Origin of the sequence: Enterobacter sp. MGH 38 (genome assembly GCF_000492855.1) — a bacterium.
Classification (GTDB): Bacteria; Pseudomonadota; Gammaproteobacteria; order Enterobacterales; family Enterobacteriaceae; genus Enterobacter; species Enterobacter hormaechei_C.
Genome location: NZ_KI535608.1, coordinates 2267266 through 2284360, shown reverse-complemented (window position 1 = coordinate 2284360; position 17095 = coordinate 2267266). Strand labels below are relative to the sequence as shown.

Genomic DNA, 17095 nt, shown 5'->3' with positions numbered 1-17095 from the left:
AGCGAGGACTCCCGGTTTTTATTACGCGGTATGAATTACAGAACCAGTGCTGCAATAGAGGCAGACAGGACGCTCACCAGCGTTGAACCGTAAACCAGCTTCAGGCCAAAGCGAGAAACCACGTTACCCTGCTCTTCGTTCAGGCCTTTAATCGCGCCAGCGATGATACCGATGGAAGAGAAGTTCGCGAAGGAGACCAGGAAGACGGACAGGATCCCTTCCGCACGTGGGGAGAGTGTGCTGGCAATCTTCTGGAGATCCATCATCGCCACGAATTCGTTGGATACCAGTTTCGTTGCCATGATACTGCCCACCTGCAACGCTTCGTGAGCGGGCACGCCCATCACCCAGGCAACCGGGTAAAAGATGTAGCCCAGAATACCCTGGAAGGAGATACCGAGTACGGCCGCAAACAGGGCGTTCAGCGCAGCGATCAGCGCGATAAAGCCAATCAGCATCGCGGCAACGATAATTGCAACCTTGAAACCCGCCAGAATGTATTCACCCAGCATTTCGAAGAAGCTCTGCCCCTCGTGCAGGTTAGACATCTGAATGTTCTCTTCGCTGGCATCCACGCGGTACGGGTTAATCAGCGAAAGCACGATAAAGGTGCTGAACATGTTCAGAACCAGGGCCGCAACCACGTATTTTGGTTCCAGCATGGTCATATACGCGCCCACGATAGACATGGAAACGGTAGACATTGCGGTTGCCGCCATGGTGTACATGCGGTTACGGGACATCTTGCCGAGGATATCTTTATACGCAATGAAGTTCTCAGACTGACCGAGGATCAGTGAGCTGACTGCGTTAAAGGATTCCAGTTTACCCATGCCGTTAACTTTCGATAACAGGAAGCCGATCGCACGGATAACCACCGGAAGAACGCGGATGTGCTGAAGGATACCGATCAGGGCAGAGATGAAGACGATAGGGCAGAGTACCTTCAGGAAGAAGAAGGCCAGACCCTGATCGTTCATGCTGCCAAAGACGAAGTTTGTCCCTTCGTTGGCAAATCCGAGCAGTTTTTCGAACATTTCGGAGAAGCCTTTCACGAAGCCGAGGCCTACGTTGGAGTTCAGGAAGAACCACGCAAGTAAAACTTCAATGACCAGCAGCTGGACAACATAGCGAATACGAATTTTTTTGCGGTCTGTGCTGACCAGCAATGCAAGTGCAGTAACGACAACAAGTGCCAGGACAAAATGAAGGACGCGGTCCATATTTGCTCCAAATATGAGGCAGGTTTAATTTCCGTGCACATTCTATGTAACAAGCACAAAGAAAACGAGATCAAGCCCACACTATAGTTACATCCTGTGACGAGTCTCAAAAATAGTGATCAACAATACATTTTTGTTATGTTAGGTAAATGAGTGAAAAGTTAAGTTTGTGTGCTACGCTTCACAAATGTCTGCGCATTTTCACATTCTGTGACCTTGCTCCACCTGCCTGTCTATCGTTCCTGGCTATCAGAGAAATCATGTTAACCATTTTAAATGAACTTGATAATCATTCTCATTTTGATAGCATAAAACATAGCAAAGGCTATATTTCCAGAGGCAGAAATGACGAATAGTCGCGTAGAGAGTAGCAGCGGCAGAGCGGCACGCAAGCTGCGGCTCGCATTAATGGGACCGGCATTCATTGCCGCGATTGGCTACATCGATCCGGGTAATTTTGCGACCAACATTCAGGCCGGGGCCAGCTTCGGCTATAAACTGCTGTGGGTTGTGGTCTGGGCCAATCTGATGGCGATGCTGATTCAGATGCTCTCCGCGAAGCTGGGTATTGCTACCGGAAAAAACCTGGCGGAGCAAATCCGCGATCATTATCCACGTCCGGCAGTTTGGTTTTACTGGGTTCAGGCGGAAATTATCGCCATGGCCACCGATCTCGCCGAGTTTATCGGGGCGGCGATCGGCTTTAAGCTTATTCTGGGCGTATCTCTGCTTCAGGGGGCCGTGCTAACCGGTATCGCCACTTTCCTGATTCTGATGCTCCAGCGGCGGGGGCAAAAACCGCTGGAGAAAGTCATCGGCGGCCTGCTGCTGTTCGTCGCTGCCGCCTATATTGTTGAGCTGATTTTCTCCCAGCCGAATCTGGCGCAGCTGACGAAAGGGATGGTGATCCCGTCGTTACCTACTTCTGAAGCCGTTTTTCTGGCTGCCGGGGTGCTGGGGGCGACCATTATGCCGCACGTCATTTATCTACACTCTTCATTAACCCAGAATCTGCATGGCGGGACGAGTAAAGAGCGCTACTCCGCCTCGAAATGGGATGTGGCTATCGCGATGACCATTGCCGGATTTGTGAATCTGGCGATGATGGCCACCGCCGCCGCCGCGTTCCACTTTAACGGGCATACCGGGGTTGCCGATCTTGACCAGGCTTACCTGACGCTGGAGCCGTTGCTGAGTCATGCCGCTGCCACCATTTTTGGTTTAAGCCTGGTTGCTGCGGGCCTTTCATCTACGGTTGTGGGGACACTGGCCGGGCAGGTGGTGATGCAGGGGTTCGTACGTTTCCATATTCCGCTGTGGGTTCGCCGCTCGGTCACGATGCTGCCTTCCTTTGTTGTGATCCTGATGGGGCTGGATCCGACCCGCATTCTGGTGATGAGTCAGGTGCTGCTGAGTTTCGGGATTGCGCTGGCGCTGGTGCCGCTGCTGATCTTCACCAGCAACAAATCACTGATGGGCGATCTGGTGAATTCGACGTGGGTGAAACGCGCCGGGTGGGCCATTGTGGTCGTGGTGGTGGCGTTAAACTTGTGGTTGCTGATAGGCACAGCCGCAGGCCTGTAAAAGAAAAAGGAGCCGGAAGGCTCCTTTTTGTTGTTAATGGTGATGGCCGTGACCGTGGCCTCTGCCTTTTCCGTGACCCCAGCCGCCACGGCGGTCGTCACGATCTTTCCAGCCTTCGCGGTAGCCGCGTTCGTAAGCCTTACGCTTATCCCAGCCACGGTGATAGCCGTTATCGTGTTTCCACCAGCGGTTTTGACGCCATTCATAATGGCGATGCCAGTAGTCACGGTCGCGCCAGTAGCCACCGTCCCAGTATCTGCCGTAGTCATCACGATCGCCAATTTGTAATTTAATCGATGGCAACAGGGTGATTTCGCCCGCATTGGCGACCAGCGGGGCCGAAGCCAGTAATACCGCTGCAAGAATCAGTGACCTGAACATACTCTTCTCCTTCACGATCGGGGCCGCTGTGCGACCTGTTAACGCAATTTTACGAGTTGGTAAACATTCGTTTCATCGCCTCAACTCCTAAATCATGAACGAGAGCACTTTTTGCTAAAAGTGTTTTTAATCTGAACTGGACAGGATCGTATCTATCGTCTTGAGCTCTTCTGCCGTGAACCGACAATTTTCAAGCACGCCTGCTGCATCATCAATTTGTCCGGTCTTGCTTGCGCCGATGAGCACGGATGTCACCGCATCGTGGCGCAGGATCCAGGCCAGTGCCATTTGCGACAGCTTTTGCCCCCGTTTTTCCGCCAGCGCATTCAGCTTACGTACCTTTTCCAGCTTTTTGTCGGTGATCTGTTCCGGATTAAGGAACTTACTGCCGCTTGCTGCGCGAGAATCCGCTGGGATGCCGTTCAGAGAGCGATCGGTCAACTGTCCGCCCGCCAGTGGAGAGAAGGGGATACATCCCACCCCTTTTTGCTGCAACACGTCCAGCAACCCCTCTTCAGGCGCACGTTCAAACATGGAGTACTTCGGCTGGTGGATCAAACATGGCGTGCCCAGATCCTCCAGTATTTCAATCGCCTGCCGTGCCATTTCTGCCGGGTAGTTGGACAGACCGATGTACAGCGCTTTGCCCTGACGCACCACATGGTCAAGCGCTTTCATGGTTTCACGTAGCGGCGTGTGTGGATCCGGGCGGTGGTGATAGAAGATATCGACATACTCCAGCCCCATACGCTTGAGGCTCTGGTCCAGGCTTGCGATCAGATATTTACGCGAGCCCCAGTCACCATAAGGCCCGTCCCACATGGTGTAGCCCGCTTTAGTGGAGATGATCAGCTCATCGCGCCAGGGCAGGAAATCCTCCTGCAAAATGCGCCCAAAATTACGTTCGGCCGAACCAGGAGGCGGGCCGTAATTATTGGCAAGGTCAAAATGCGTAATACCCAAATTGAAAGCACGCTGTAAAAGTTGACGGCTGTTTTCGAGCAACGTCGCGTCGCCAAAATTATGCCACAGCCCCAGCGAGATGGCGGGAAGCTTAAGACCGCTTTGCCCACAGCGGCGATATTGCATTGTCTGATAACGATTTTTGTCAGGCTGATAACCCATTTGTGAGACCTCTGGCGCTGGAAAGAAACATCCGTGTATACGTTTACACTAATCTGAAGAAAATGAGCATAGCGCAGCTTTTTTCGTAAAGCATTCTTTCCAGCCCCTGATTGTCGTCAATTCTGGACACGCTTCACGCTTATTTAATACTCAGAGTGAGGTCAACGTCAGAAGGACACTTATAATATGCGTACCCCCTATTGCGTCGCCGATTACCTGCTGGACCGACTAACAGATTGTGGTGCCGATCATCTGTTTGGCGTGCCGGGCGACTATAACCTGCAATTTCTCGATCACGTGATAGATAGCCCGGACATCTGCTGGGTGGGCTGTGCCAACGAACTGAACGCGTCTTACGCCGCAGACGGCTATGCCCGCTGTAAGGGCTTTGCCGCACTCCTGACGACATTCGGCGTTGGGGAGTTAAGCGCCATGAACGGTGTGGCGGGCAGCTTTGCCGAACATGTTCCCGTCCTCCATATTGTAGGGGCCCCGGGTATGGCGGCGCAGCAGCGAGGAGAGTTACTGCACCATACGTTGGGCGACGGCGAGTTCCGCCACTTCTATCATATGAGCGAACCCATCACCGTTGCGCAGGCGGTGCTTACGGAACAAAACGCCTGCTATGAAATTGACAGAGTCCTGACCACCATGCTGCGGGAGCGCCGTCCGGGCTATCTGATGCTGCCCGCCGATGTGGCGAAAAAAGCCGCTACACCTCCTGTAAGCGCTCTCACTGTTAACCCCGCACCGGCCGATTCAGCCTGCTTGCAGGCGTTCCGTGAGGCTGCCGAAAAGCGCTTGTCTACGAGCAAACGCACCGCGCTGTTAGCGGACTTCCTGGTACTCCGCCACGGTCTGCGCGCGGCCCTTCAGACGTGGGTGAAAGAGGTGCCGATGGCACACGCCACCATGCTGATGGGCAAGGGCATTTTTGACGAACGACAGAGCGGTTTTTACGGCACCTACAGCGGATCGGCGAGCGCCGCGCCGGTCAAAGAGGCCATCGAGGGTGCTGATACGGTGCTGTGCATTGGCACGCGCTTTACCGATACGCTCACTGCCGGATTTACCCACCAGCTTACGCCAGACCAGACGATAGAGGTTCAGCCTCACGCGTCCCGCGTCGGCGACGTCTGGTTTACGGGTATCCCGATGAGGGAGGCCATTGAAACGCTGACAGCGCTGTGTAAAACCTATGTTCGTGATACGCGAGCGCCATCGGATCACAGCGGCTTTTCGTTCCCGACTATTGAAGGGGCGCTGACTCAGGAGAGCTTCTGGCGTGCCCTGCAAACGTTTATTCGCCCCGGAGACATTATTCTGGCTGACCAGGGGACGTCTGCTTTCGGCGCTATCGATCTGCGTTTACCGGCGGACGTGAACTTTATCGTCCAGCCGCTGTGGGGATCGATTGGCTACACGCTGGCGGCGGCGTTTGGCGCGCAAACGGCGTGTCCGAATCGACGCGTGATTGTCCTGACGGGCGACGGCGCCGCGCAGTTGACCATTCAGGAGCTGGGATCCATGCTGCGCGACAAGCAGCGCCCGATTATTCTGGTGCTTAACAACGAAGGATACACGGTGGAAAGGGCCATCCACGGGCCGGAGCAGCGCTATAACGATATTGCCCTCTGGAACTGGACGCAGATACCGCAGGCGCTGAGCCTGGCGCCTCAGGCAGAGTGCTGGCGCGTCAGCGAAGCGGAAGCGCTGGCGGAGGTGCTGGATAAAGTGGCACACCATGAGCGGCTTTCGCTGATCGAGGTCATGCTGCCGAAAGCCGATATTCCGCCGCTGCTGAGCGCGCTGACCAAAGCGCTGGAGGCGCGCAATAACGCCTGATTACCTGTCGTTTCGCCATGCCATCAGCATCGGTTTGCCCGCCAGCAGGAGCCAGGCGGGCAACATCACGATACAGAGCAGCGGCAGAAGCGTGGTATCCGGCACGACAACGGCCGCCATAAACAGGCTCAGCCACGCATCGCGCGTGACCACCAGTACCAGCCCCAGAATGGAGCAGGAGACGGTAATCGCCGCAGGGACAGCGTCAACGTGCTCATGCAGCATCAGCCCCAGCGCGACGCCAACAAATACCGCCGGGAAGATACGACCTCCCCGGAAACCACAGGCCGCCGCGACCACCAGCGCCGCCAGTTTCACCAGCGCGAACAGCAGATAATCTGAGACGCTGAAGACCTGGCTGAAGGCCAGCTGCTGCATCTCGTCCAGACCCTTAAACAGCGTAACCGTCCCGCCGATAGCGCCTAAAACGCCCAGAATAAAACCCCCCATGCCCAGAATCAGCACCGGATGCTTCAGCCTGTGCATCAGGCGATGCAGGCGAGGAAGACACCACACCGCGACCATCCCCAACGCAATGGCGATCGCGACGACGACGGCGCCGCTGAAAATATCGGTGAGTTGCATCTGGCCGTAGTGGGGAATGGAGAGTGAAAAATGGGGATGGAAAAACAGGCTGGTGGTGAGGGCTCCCGCAGCGGCGGCCATTAGCGGCGCGAAGAGTTTATCCCAAAGCGGCACCTCATGATCACTGCTGAGCGTTTGCGAAAAAATGAGCGCAGCCGCGACCGGAGTGCCAAACAGCGCCCCGATGGTGCCAGCGGAGGCCAGGATCGTCCAGTCCAGCGCGCCAACGCGCGGGAAAAGACGCGCCCCCAGAAAGACCGCCAGCGCGATATTCACCGCCATAATGGGATGTTCAGGCCCGAGGCTTACGCCGCCCGCAAGACCGATTATCAGCGCGATGATAAGCCCCGGCAGAGCCGAGGGGGAGACAGGCGCGCCAATCAAGGGTTCCAGTGCCGGGTCCGGCCCGGCATGGCCCGGGCTATAGCGGATCACCAGCCCTACGGCAATCCCGGTCAGGGTCAGCATCACCATGATCCAGCCCGGCGAGTCAATGCTGATGCCGAGTTTTACCGGAAGCGCGGTCCATAAAATCGTTTGCAGCACCGCCGCCACTTTCATGACGACGATGAGCACCAGGCTCGACGCCACGCCAATAATCAGCGCCGGGACAGCCAATAACAGCATGGTTCTGGCTCGCGGATGGAGCATGATGATTTCCTTGTACAAAACGGCTTAACGTTACTTTGCACAATCAGCATTGTGGCAATAGTGCAAAAGGTGCTGAAACGGTAAAGTTATTATGTGACGAAGATCGATAATCCATGGGCAGTCACCTTCTGGTCGTTGTTGTTATCACGCCTTGAATTTACAGTGTCCCAAAGATTTATTCTGACTTTAGCGGAGCAGTAGAAGAATGACAAAGTATGCTTTGGTAGGTGATGTAGGCGGCACCAACGCGCGCCTTGCCCTGTGCGATGTGAACAGCGGTGAAATTTCTCAGGCGAAAACCTATTCAGGGCTGGATTACCCAAGCCTGGAAGCGGTGGTTCGCGTCTATCTGGAAGAGCATAAAGTGAGCGTTGAAGACGGTTGTATCGCCATCGCCTGTCCGATTACCGGCGACTGGGTGGCGATGACCAACCACACGTGGGCCTTCTCAATTGCCGAAATGCGGAAAAACCTCGGCTTCTCGCACCTTGAAATTATCAACGACTTCACTGCGGTTTCCATGGCTATCCCAATGCTTAAACCAGAGCATCTGATTCAGTTCGGCGGTACGGCCCCGGTTGAAGGCAAACCGATTGCCGTTTACGGCGCGGGAACCGGTCTGGGGGTGGCGCACCTGGTCCACGTCGACAAACGCTGGGTCAGCCTGCCGGGCGAGGGCGGTCACGTGGATTTTGCGCCGAACAGCGAAGAAGAGGGCATTATTCTTGAGGAGCTACGCGCCGAGATTGGTCACGTGTCGGCCGAGCGGGTGCTTTCTGGTCCGGGTCTGGTGAACCTGTATCGGGCGATTGTCAAATCAGACGGTCGTCTGCCGGAAAATCTGCAACCGAAAGATGTGACCGAACGCGCGCTGGCCGACAGCTGTATTGACTGCCGCCGTGCTTTGTCGCTGTTCTGCGTCATCATGGGGCGTTTTGGCGGCAACCTGGCGCTGAACCTTGGCACCTTTGGCGGGGTCTATATTGCGGGCGGGATCGTGCCGCGCTTCCTCGATTTCTTTACCGCCTCCGGCTTCCGTGGCGGCTTCGAAGACAAAGGCCGCTTCAGGAGCTATGTCCAGGACATTCCTGTTTACCTGATTGTCCACGACAACCCAGGCTTACTGGGATCCGGCGCGCATCTGCGTCAGGTTCTTGGTCAGATCCTCTGACGCTCATTTCCCTCTCCTGCGGGAGAGGGAACGTGCTACAGGTGCATGAGCTGGCGGAACTCTTTCACTCTGCTGCGGCTTACAGGCACCTGAAAATCCAGATCCTTCAGCCGCAATATATAGGTGTTGTTAAACCAGGGTTCGATTTCGCGGATCTTGTTCAGGTTGACGCAGAACGAGCGGTGGCAGCGGAAGAAGTGGGCGGCCGGGAGTTTATTGCAGAATTCGGTGATGTTCATCGCCATGACGTAGGATTCACGCCGCGTATAGACAAATGTCATTTTTTCATGCGCTTCGGCATAGTAAATATCGTCGACAGGCGTGACGATGATCCGTTCGTCCTTCACCAGATTAATTGTGTCGTTTTCCCGCGCTACCGGGCTGGCACTGGCGGGTAAGGACTGCTGCTGCCACGCGGCTTCCAGCTTATGCAGCATGCTGATAATACGCGACTCCTGGTACGGCTTTAGAATATAGTCAAACGCCTCAAGCTCGAAGGCCTCCACGGCATGCTCTTTCCACGCGGTGACAAACACAATAAACGGCTTGTGGGCGAACTGATTGATATTTTGCGCCAGCAGGACGCCGTCCAGCGACGGAATATTAATATCGAGGAATATCGCGTCGACCCGGTTATGCTGTAAAAATTTCAGCACGTCCAGACCATCCTCAAAACAGCCAACAATCTCCATCTGGCTGTGGGTTTTGATAAGCCAGCTCAACTCCTGTTGAGCCAGAAATTCATCTTCTACGATGATGACTTTCATCTGTTACTCCGGCCTACGGCAACAAGGATATGGGGGCATTCACGGGCGTTCGCTCATTCGGAACATAAAAGGCAATTTCGGTGCCCGGCTCAAGGCGGTGAATATGCAGCCCGTCACCGTACAGCAGTTTGACCCGGTGATGCACATTCAGCAGTCCGATCTTGTTGCCCGGCATTTCGTTTGATTTGACGCGTTCGATAACTTTCGGATCGATGCCGTGCCCGGTATCGCGCACGGCGATACGCACGCGGTTACCGCTTTCCGTTACGCTAATTGTTACCACGCCTTTGCCTTTACACGGCTGAATACCGTGAACAATGGCGTTTTCCACCAGAGGCTGGATCAGCAGGCTTGGGATCACGCAGTTGACCTCTTCATCAATATCGTAAATGACCGTCAGCTTATCGCCAAAGCGAGCCTGCTCGATCGCGATGTAATCCTTGATTTGATACAGCTCTTTTTTGATGTCGATCTGCTCGTCGTCTTTTAGCTCAATGTTGTAGCGAAGATAGCGCGACAGATTAAATATCAGCTGCCGCGCGGTGTCCGGATTCAGACGGATGGAAGAGGAGATAGCGTTCAGCGCGTTAAACAGGAAATGGGGATTGATCTTGCTTTGCAGGGCGCGCAGCTCTGCCTTATTTGCCATCTCGCGCAGCTGCTCTGCACGCGAAACCTCTAGTTGAGTGGAGATGATCTGCGACAGGCCAATCGCCATCTCCTGGAGCGAGGAGGTGATTTGGTGCGCATGACAGTAGTAAATTTTCAGCGTCCCCGTGACCACGCCTTTTTCCCACAGCGGGATCACCAGCATTGAGTGGATCTCTGGCGTCCGGTGGGCTTCGTCATTGTTTTTAATGATGATTTTTCCGTAGTTAATCGCCTGTCTGGTGGTCGGGCTGATGGTGTCGTCGCTGTCGCGATAATTGTGCTCACCAACGCCAACGTAAGCCAGCACGTGATCAATATTGGTGATAGCGACCGCATCGGCGTGAATATCACGGCGGATGATATCGCAAACCTGACGTAAAGATTCGGCGTTAACGTGCCGGAAAAGCGGCAGCGTCTTGTTGGCGATATCCAGCGCCAGCTTGGCCTGACGCGCGGCGCTGGCCTCTTTTTCACCTTCCACGCTTTGCACCAGCAGCACGATAAAACCGATACAGACGCTCCCGAGGATCATCGGAATACCGATCTTCGAGACGATATCCAGCCCCAGCGCAACGGTTGGCGCCCAGACGATGACCAGGATCATGGTCAGCGTTTCGCAGACCATCCCCGCGATAATCCCTGCACGCCAGTGCTGCTTTTTCGGGATTTTGCGGTTAATCCAGCCCGAGAGCAGCCCGGCAATAATGCTGGTGATAAAGCAGGGGACTGCCGTCACGCCGCCAATATCAATCAGGTATCGATGGGTGCCAGCGATAATGCCTGTGATAATCCCGACCCAGGGACCAAAGAGGATCCCGCCCGACATGACGGCGATGATGCGCACGTTCACCAGCGAGCCTTCTACCGGCACCCCGGACCAGGTGCTGAACAGGGCAAACATCGAAAAGATAAACGTGACGGCCAGCAGCTCTTTTGGCGAATGGGCAGATTTATGCAACAGTTCGCGGAACAAGCGGATGCGGATAAGGAAAAAGAGACAGATCAGCATTAATGCCGCGCGGTCGAACACCGCGAGGAGCATATTGAAGATTTCGTGCACGGTCAGGCCTGGGAAAACGGGAAAAATCTATGATAGAAAACATAGGGCCTGATGACCAGCTATCCATCAGATTTATCAAATGGGGAAAAACCATAATTCTCAAAGGGGATTGATGGCTTTTGACTGAAAGCCGGCGCTTTTCCGTTTGGGGAGAAACGTCAGGTAACGATACTGAAAATATTGTGTTAAATTGTAGAGCTTAAAACTGCCTGTTCGCGATAGGAGTTCCGCTTTTCACTGCAATCGCATTCCCGTTTTAGCGCAAAATATTGTTTTGCCGTTATCCTCTCGACAGCCTCTTTTTCTTCAGGTTATTTTCTAAGCATGCCACACGGGTGGCAGCGTCGCTCGGACGGTCCGGGCGCTAACGTGACTCTGAGGAATCTATGGCTGAATTCAGTCCTGAACGCCGTTTTACGCGTATCGATCGTCTACCCCCGTATGTTTTCAATATCACTGCTGAACTGAAAATGGCTGCGCGTCGGCGCGGCGAAGACATTATCGATTTCAGTATGGGTAACCCTGACGGCCCAACGCCGCCGCATATCGTTGAGAAACTCTGCACGGTTGCCCAGCGTCCCGATACCCATGGGTATTCCACCTCGCGCGGCATTCCACGCTTACGTCGGGCGATCTCCCGCTGGTATCAGGATCGTTATCAGGTCGATATCGATCCTGAAAGTGAAGCGATTGTGACCATTGGCTCCAAAGAGGGGCTGGCCCACCTGATGCTGGCGACGCTGGATCACGGCGATACCGTACTGGTGCCGAATCCGAGCTACCCGATTCACATCTATGGGGCGGTGATTGCCGGGGCGCAGGTGCGTTCTGTCCCGCTGGTGGAAGGCGTCGACTTCTTTAACGAGCTGGAACGGGCGATTCGTGAAAGCTATCCGAAGCCGAAAATGATGATCCTCGGTTTCCCGTCAAACCCAACGGCACAATGCGTTGAACTCGAATTCTTCGAGAAAGTGGTCGCGCTGGCTAAGCGTTACGACGTGCTGGTGGTACACGATCTCGCCTACGCCGATATCGTTTATGATGGCTGGAAAGCGCCGTCAATTATGCAGGTACCGGGTGCCCGTGATGTGGCGGTTGAGTTTTTCACCCTGTCGAAAAGCTACAACATGGCGGGCTGGCGAATTGGTTTTATGGTGGGAAACAAAACGCTGGTGAGTGCCCTGGCGCGTATTAAAAGCTACCATGACTATGGCACCTTTACGCCGTTACAGGTTGCGGCCATCGCGGCGCTGGAAGGGGATCAGCAGTGCGTGCTCGATATTGCCGCTCAGTACAAACGCCGCCGAGATGTGCTGGTAAAAGGGCTTCATGAAGCAGGCTGGATGGTGGAAATGCCTAAAGCCTCCATGTACGTCTGGGCGAAAATCCCCGAGCCGTATGCGGCGATGGGTTCTCTGGAATTTGCCAAAAAACTGCTTCAGGATGCGAAGGTTTGCGTCTCTCCAGGCATTGGCTTTGGTGACTACGGTGACACGCATGTGCGTTTCGCGCTGATTGAAAACAGCGACCGTATCCGTCAGGCAGTGCGGGGCATTAAAAGCATGTTCCGTGCGGATGGCCTGCTTGCAGCGAAGAGCGTTGCGGAACAACCCGAGTCGTAACAGACCCCAAAAAAAACAGGCGCCAACGGCGCCTGTTTTTTTGACTGCATTTTCTTAACTAGATCATCAGAGCAAACGTTCCGGCCCAAACTAAAACAATAACCGAAATGCCCATAAAGAAATATTTCACGTTTCATCGCTCCGCGTATCTTCCGGTACGCATTAAAAAAACAGAGTCCAACTGAGTATAGAGAGTTGAAATCATGCGAAAGGGGAAATCGGAATTATCCCGTTACGTCGCTAACTTCAGCTCTGAATTCTGTGCTTTCCTGTCGCCAGACGGCGCTAATGTACGCCTAAATTTCAGGAGTGACAAGAGGCATTTTTTTAAATAATTTCCGACACTTACGAGTGTCGTGGAACGGCGACAGTTTGATTTCGGTACGCAATAAATGCCTGTTGAGCGACGGTCGATAAAAGCCGTTACGCACTGTGATTACAGGTGTTTGAAAAGGTTAGTTTCTTAGCGAAACTAACCTTCGAAAGGGGTCAGATATAGAGTGAGGCTTCGCCCAGGGGACGGGTTTTAAAGCGGCGGTGCATCCACAGATACTGCTCAGGCGCACGCATAATCTCAAACTCAATCACCTTATTGATAAAGGTCGCGGCTTCACTCTCATCTTCAGGATAGTTCGCCATCTCTGGGGAGATATGCAGACGATAGCCTGACTTATCCGCTTTTCTGACCATGGTCACCGTCAACATCGCGGCGCCTGAGAGACGTGAAATCACAAAGGTACCGTTCGTCGTAGCGACATCTTTAACCGCAAAGAAAGGGGCAAAGCTGCTGCCTTTAGGACCGTAGTCCTGATCCGGGGCAAACCAGACTGCTTCACCTTTTTTCAGGGCGCCAACCATACCGCGCAAATTGTTACGGCTGATCATCGCCTTATTTGAACGCATGCGGCCCCGCGTTTGTACCCATTCCATCAGCGCGCTGTTATGCGGGCGATAGGTTGCCATCATCGGCTGACAAAGGCCCATAACGCGGCCACCCAGCTCAAGCGACATAAAATGCACACCCACAACCATCACGCCGCGGTTTTGCATCTGGGCACGTTTCAGGTTATCCAGACCTTCCACGTCAAACCATTTACGGACACGCTCGTCTGGCCAGAACCAGGCCATACCGGTTTCAAGCAGCGCCATACCGATAGATTTAAAGTTTTCCGCAATCAGCGTTTCGCGCTGCTGCGCATTGTAATGCGGAAAGCAAAGTTCGAGATTTTTTCGGGCAATGGACTCACGACGCTTAAGGAAGTGACGCGATGCGCTGCCGAGCTTCGAACCCAGGAAACGGATCACGGGATAAGGAAGTTGAACCAGCAGCCAAAGTACGCCAAGGCCAAACCACGTAAACCAGTAGCGCGGGTGCAGAAACGCCCGCTGAAATTTGGATTGAGACAAAATAGTGGAACCTATGTAAAGCCTGTGAAGGTAGCGCAGACTTCGCGATACCACGTGCCATTAAGACCGTAGGACGAGGTCATGGTTGCAGGCTTTACCGTTCTTTACGACGTTGCCTGGCCATTGCTGACTTGGGTGGGCGGCATAATGTAGCACCGTTATACATTATGAGCTATCACTCGTTTTTGTTTAAAAAAGCGGCAATTGCGGAGTGGTTTGATTTTGCTATTGTTAAATCTGCGTTCCCGCATGCCTCCTGAAGGTGCAGACCATGGAAACCTACCTGCAAACGGTGAAAGAAGAATGGGTGAAGCTAATTAATGAAACCGATCCCGATGTGCATCGGCTTGCGACTGAGCTTGCCAGGGACAACGCAACGCCCCTGGTCGCTGAATTCTATCGTGTTGTGCTGGCAGATCCGTCGGCAGCTGAATTCCTGACCACCGAACAGGTGGAGAGGCAGCTTCAGGAGGCGCTTCGTCGCTGGCTTATTGATGTGCTCTCATGCCGTGTGGAGCAGGTTGAAGAGCAGATGCGGGCGCAGCAGCGCGCTGCGGATGTTCATGCCCGTATTGGTATTTCGGTTGATTTAGTTGAAATGGGCTTCCGTGTTCTGAAAAAGCTGCTGTTACCTGTCATTACTACCAGCGCCCATTCGCCTGAGGTGAAGCTGCATATTTATCACTACGCGATTAACAGTATCGATCTGGCCATGGAAGTGATGTCGCGGGCCTATGTATTTAGCGAGAACAATGCGGCGAAAGAGGACGAAAATTACCGCATCTTTTCCTTAATGGAGAACGCAGAAGAGGAGAAGGAGAGACAGACCGCGGCGCTGCTGTCATGGGAAATGGTGCTTCTGTATAAGATCACGCTTAATTCCAGTATCGGCAACAGTCTGCCGCTGGGGCAGTCTGAATTTGGACTGTGGTTTAGCCATAAAGGTCGGCACTATTTCAGCGGGATCGCTGAGGCTGGTCATATCTCTCGTCTGATTCAGGAATTCGATGACCTTTTTAACGAGGTCCGTCTTTCAGGGCAGGGTCTGAGTGATAAAGCGCAGCGGGATAAATTCTTGCAGCGAATGCGTAATACGCTCTCGCAAATCATCACGCTTTTGCGCGAACTGTTTGACGAAGTGTCGCGACACGAGGTGGGGGTTGATGTCCTGACCCGCCTGTTGAATCGCCGTTTCCTGCCAACCATCTTCAAACGCGAAATCCTGCACGCCACCCGGGCGGGAACAAAGCTCTCGACGCTGCTGATTGACGTCGACAAATTTAAACAAATCAACGATACCTGGGGGCACAATACCGGGGACGAGATCCTGCGAAAAGTCTCCGGCGCGTTCTACGACAACGTGCGAACCTGTGATTACGTTTTTCGCTACGGCGGCGATGAATTTCTGATTGTGCTAACGGAAATCTCAGAGGTGGACGCGCTGCGAATCGCCGAGCGTATCCGCAGGCGGGTGGAAAAAATCAAGGTTAACTCCCCAACCGGCGATATTATCCCGCTCTCCCTCTCGATAGGCGTGGCGATGTTCAACGGGCATCCCGATTACGAGCGATTGATTCAGGCGGCGGATGAAGCTTTATACGGCGCGAAACGGCGTGGCCGAAACTGCGTGGAGCTTTGGAAGGGGGCGTAAGGAAATACAGAAGTGTCCCCTGCAGGAATCGAACCTGCAACTAGCCCTTAGGAGGGGCTCGTTATATCCATTTAACTAAGGGGACGAAGCGGCAAGAGTATAGCGTTATTTACACTTTTCGTTAAGCGCATTGCCGCCTGACTGGTCAAAGAGTCACCGTTCACGCCGATTTTTCGGCAGTTTTATCCTTTTTTTCCTGAGCCTTAAGCTCGGCCTTACGCTTGTTGGACATGTCGTTACGGATTTGCGCATGGCTCAACAGCGCAAAGATAAAGGTCCCGCCACAAATGTTGCCTGCGAGGGTTGGCAGGGCGAACGGCCAGAAAAAGTCGCTCCAGTGGAGTGTGCCGTTAAATACCAGATAAAGGATTTCAACGGTTCCGACAACAATGTGCGTGGTATCGGCGAGTGCGATAAGCCAGGTCATCAGGATAATCACCACGATTTTCGCGCTGCCCGCTGAGGGGAACATCCACACCATAGTGGCGATGATCCAGCCGGAAATTATGGCATTAGAGAACATTTCAACCGGCGTGTTTTTCATCACATCCATGCCAATTTTCACAAATGCGTCGCGGGTCGGTTCATCAAATATTGGCATATACTCGAACGCCCAGGCGGCTATACCCGTACCGATGAGGTTCCCCAGCAGCACGACGCTCCACAGGCGCATCAGTAAACCGAAATTACCGAGGGTCGGATTTTGCATGACGGGCAGTACGGCAGTGACGGTATTCTCCGTAAAAAGCTGCTGTCTCGCCATAATGACGATAATAAAGCCGAACGTGTAGCCTAAATTTTCCAGCAAAAACCCGCCCGGTACGCCTTCCAGCTGAACGTGAAATATCCCTTTGGCGAGCAAAGAGGCGCCCATTGACAGACCGGCTGCAATGGCTGACCACAGCAGGGCCATCGCGTCGCGCTCCATCTCTTTTTCCCCGTCCTGGCGAATATGCTCATGAATAGCCATGGCGCGTGACGGCAGGCGATCTTCATCGACTTCTATCTCTTCTCCCCGGTCTTTCTCCTCACTTTCAATCTCAAGTTCTTCATTGTTCTCGCCAATTTTTTCTTCGTTAATGTCTTTCATAACAGCTCCTTCGGGGTAATTGCTCATTTAAGCGTAGCGGCTTTTAGCGCCTTGCCCGTGGGGATGCTCTTAAATTGCTGTAAATGGCAATAAAGGTGAGACATCTCTTTCAAAGCCAATATAAAATTGCCAGCGAAACGAATTCTGAAAGACAGGCTATGCTGAAATTAGCGTGATGACGCGAGCGGGTCGTCATTGTCCTCGTAGACATCGGTAAGCGTGCTGTTACAATCACTTGCACGTTTCAGGCGGAGCATCACCGGCTCCGTCACAGATGGCATT

Annotated in this window: 14 protein-coding genes and 1 tRNA gene; 5 read left to right on the top strand and 10 right to left on the bottom strand. The window is 53.7% G+C overall.

Features of this window, described 5'->3' with window-relative positions:
• Positions 1–35: 35 nt before the first annotated feature.
• Positions 36–1223, bottom strand: a complete 1188-nt coding sequence (nupC, locus tag L384_RS00880) for a nucleoside permease NupC (protein WP_003861341.1) — start codon at positions 1221–1223, stop codon at positions 36–38.
• Between the two features lie 345 nt (positions 1224–1568).
• Here nupC and L384_RS00885 point away from each other — a divergent pair, with 345 nt between their 5' ends.
• A complete protein-coding gene (locus L384_RS00885) occupies positions 1569–2807 on the top strand; it encodes an Nramp family divalent metal transporter (protein ID WP_003861343.1) in 1239 nt (412 codons plus the stop codon).
• A gap of 33 nt (positions 2808–2840) precedes the next feature.
• Here L384_RS00885 and ypeC read toward each other — a convergent pair whose 3' ends face one another.
• Positions 2841–3188 carry a DUF2502 domain-containing protein YpeC gene (ypeC, locus tag L384_RS00890; protein ID WP_003861345.1) on the bottom strand — a complete coding sequence of 116 codons (348 nt, stop codon included), beginning with the start codon at positions 3186–3188 and terminating at the stop codon, positions 2841–2843.
• A 126-nt stretch (positions 3189–3314) separates the two neighbouring features.
• Complete coding sequence (gene mgrA, locus L384_RS00895; protein ID WP_023325011.1) at positions 3315–4313, bottom strand: L-glyceraldehyde 3-phosphate reductase; 999 nt, start codon at positions 4311–4313, stop codon at positions 3315–3317.
• 186 nt (positions 4314–4499) lie between these two features.
• On the opposite strand from mgrA, the gene ipdC reads away from it, so the two are divergent.
• The gene (gene ipdC, locus L384_RS00900; protein WP_023325010.1) at positions 4500–6158 is read left to right on the top strand and encodes an indolepyruvate decarboxylase; all 1659 of its coding nucleotides are present in this window, start codon (positions 4500–4502) and stop codon (positions 6156–6158) included.
• On the opposite strand, the gene L384_RS00905 is transcribed toward ipdC, so the two are convergent.
• Positions 6159–7394, bottom strand: a complete 1236-nt coding sequence (locus L384_RS00905) for an ion channel protein (RefSeq protein ID WP_003861350.1) — start codon at positions 7392–7394, stop codon at positions 6159–6161.
• A 205-nt stretch (positions 7395–7599) separates the two neighbouring features.
• On the opposite strand from L384_RS00905, the gene glk reads away from it, so the two are divergent.
• A complete protein-coding gene (gene glk / locus L384_RS00910) occupies positions 7600–8565 on the top strand; it encodes a glucokinase (RefSeq protein ID WP_003861352.1) in 966 nt (321 codons plus the stop codon).
• A gap of 35 nt (positions 8566–8600) precedes the next feature.
• Here glk and L384_RS00915 read toward each other — a convergent pair whose 3' ends face one another.
• Together L384_RS00915 and L384_RS00920 are read right to left on the bottom strand one after the other, a co-directional pair.
• Entirely contained in the window at positions 8601–9332 is a 732-nt protein-coding gene (locus L384_RS00915; protein ID WP_023325009.1) for a LytR/AlgR family response regulator transcription factor, read from the bottom strand.
• 13 nt (positions 9333–9345) lie between these two features.
• Positions 9346–11043, bottom strand: a complete 1698-nt coding sequence (locus L384_RS00920) for a sensor histidine kinase (protein WP_003861356.1) — start codon at positions 11041–11043, stop codon at positions 9346–9348.
• A gap of 386 nt (positions 11044–11429) precedes the next feature.
• On the opposite strand from L384_RS00920, the gene alaC reads away from it, so the two are divergent.
• Positions 11430–12665: an alanine transaminase gene (gene alaC / locus L384_RS00925; RefSeq protein WP_017383460.1), complete on the top strand. Its 1236-nt coding sequence runs from the start codon at positions 11430–11432 to the stop codon at positions 12663–12665.
• 58 nt (positions 12666–12723) lie between these two features.
• Here the strand turns inward: alaC and ypdK are convergent, their stop codons facing one another.
• Both ypdK and lpxP read right to left on the bottom strand, forming a co-directional pair.
• A complete protein-coding gene (gene ypdK, locus L384_RS22595; protein ID WP_099458937.1) occupies positions 12724–12795 on the bottom strand; it encodes a membrane protein YpdK in 72 nt (23 codons plus the stop codon).
• 359 nt (positions 12796–13154) lie between these two features.
• Positions 13155–14075, bottom strand: a complete 921-nt coding sequence (lpxP, locus tag L384_RS00930; RefSeq protein ID WP_086527955.1) for a kdo(2)-lipid IV(A) palmitoleoyltransferase — start codon at positions 14073–14075, stop codon at positions 13155–13157.
• 268 nt (positions 14076–14343) lie between these two features.
• On the opposite strand from lpxP, the gene L384_RS00935 reads away from it, so the two are divergent.
• Positions 14344–15723, top strand: a complete 1380-nt coding sequence (locus L384_RS00935) for a diguanylate cyclase (RefSeq protein ID WP_003861362.1) — start codon at positions 14344–14346, stop codon at positions 15721–15723.
• A 13-nt stretch (positions 15724–15736) separates the two neighbouring features.
• On the opposite strand, the gene L384_RS00940 is transcribed toward L384_RS00935, so the two are convergent.
• Positions 15737–15808 (bottom strand) — tRNA-Arg (locus L384_RS00940).
• A 75-nt stretch (positions 15809–15883) separates the two neighbouring features.
• Entirely contained in the window at positions 15884–16813 is a 930-nt protein-coding gene (locus tag L384_RS00945; protein WP_003861364.1) for a formate/nitrite transporter family protein, read from the bottom strand.
• Positions 16814–17095: the final 282 nt, after the last annotated feature.

Coding starts and splice junctions, on each gene's coding strand:
- nupC (WP_003861341.1), bottom strand. CDS start 1,223: ATGGACCGCGTCCTTCATTTTGTCCTGGCACTTGTTGTCGTTACTGCA.
- L384_RS00885 (WP_003861343.1), top strand. CDS start 1,569: ATGACGAATAGTCGCGTAGAGAGTAGCAGCGGCAGAGCGGCACGCAAG.
- ypeC (WP_003861345.1), bottom strand. CDS start 3,188: ATGTTCAGGTCACTGATTCTTGCAGCGGTATTACTGGCTTCGGCCCCG.
- mgrA (WP_023325011.1), bottom strand. CDS start 4,313: ATGGGTTATCAGCCTGACAAAAATCGTTATCAGACAATGCAATATCGC.
- ipdC (WP_023325010.1), top strand. CDS start 4,500: ATGCGTACCCCCTATTGCGTCGCCGATTACCTGCTGGACCGACTAACA.
- L384_RS00905 (WP_003861350.1), bottom strand. CDS start 7,394: ATGCTCCATCCGCGAGCCAGAACCATGCTGTTATTGGCTGTCCCGGCG.
- glk (WP_003861352.1), top strand. CDS start 7,600: ATGACAAAGTATGCTTTGGTAGGTGATGTAGGCGGCACCAACGCGCGC.
- L384_RS00915 (WP_023325009.1), bottom strand. CDS start 9,332: ATGAAAGTCATCATCGTAGAAGATGAATTTCTGGCTCAACAGGAGTTG.
- alaC (WP_017383460.1), top strand. CDS start 11,430: ATGGCTGAATTCAGTCCTGAACGCCGTTTTACGCGTATCGATCGTCTA.
- L384_RS00935 (WP_003861362.1), top strand. CDS start 14,344: ATGGAAACCTACCTGCAAACGGTGAAAGAAGAATGGGTGAAGCTAATT.
- L384_RS00945 (WP_003861364.1), bottom strand. CDS start 16,813: ATGAAAGACATTAACGAAGAAAAAATTGGCGAGAACAATGAAGAACTT.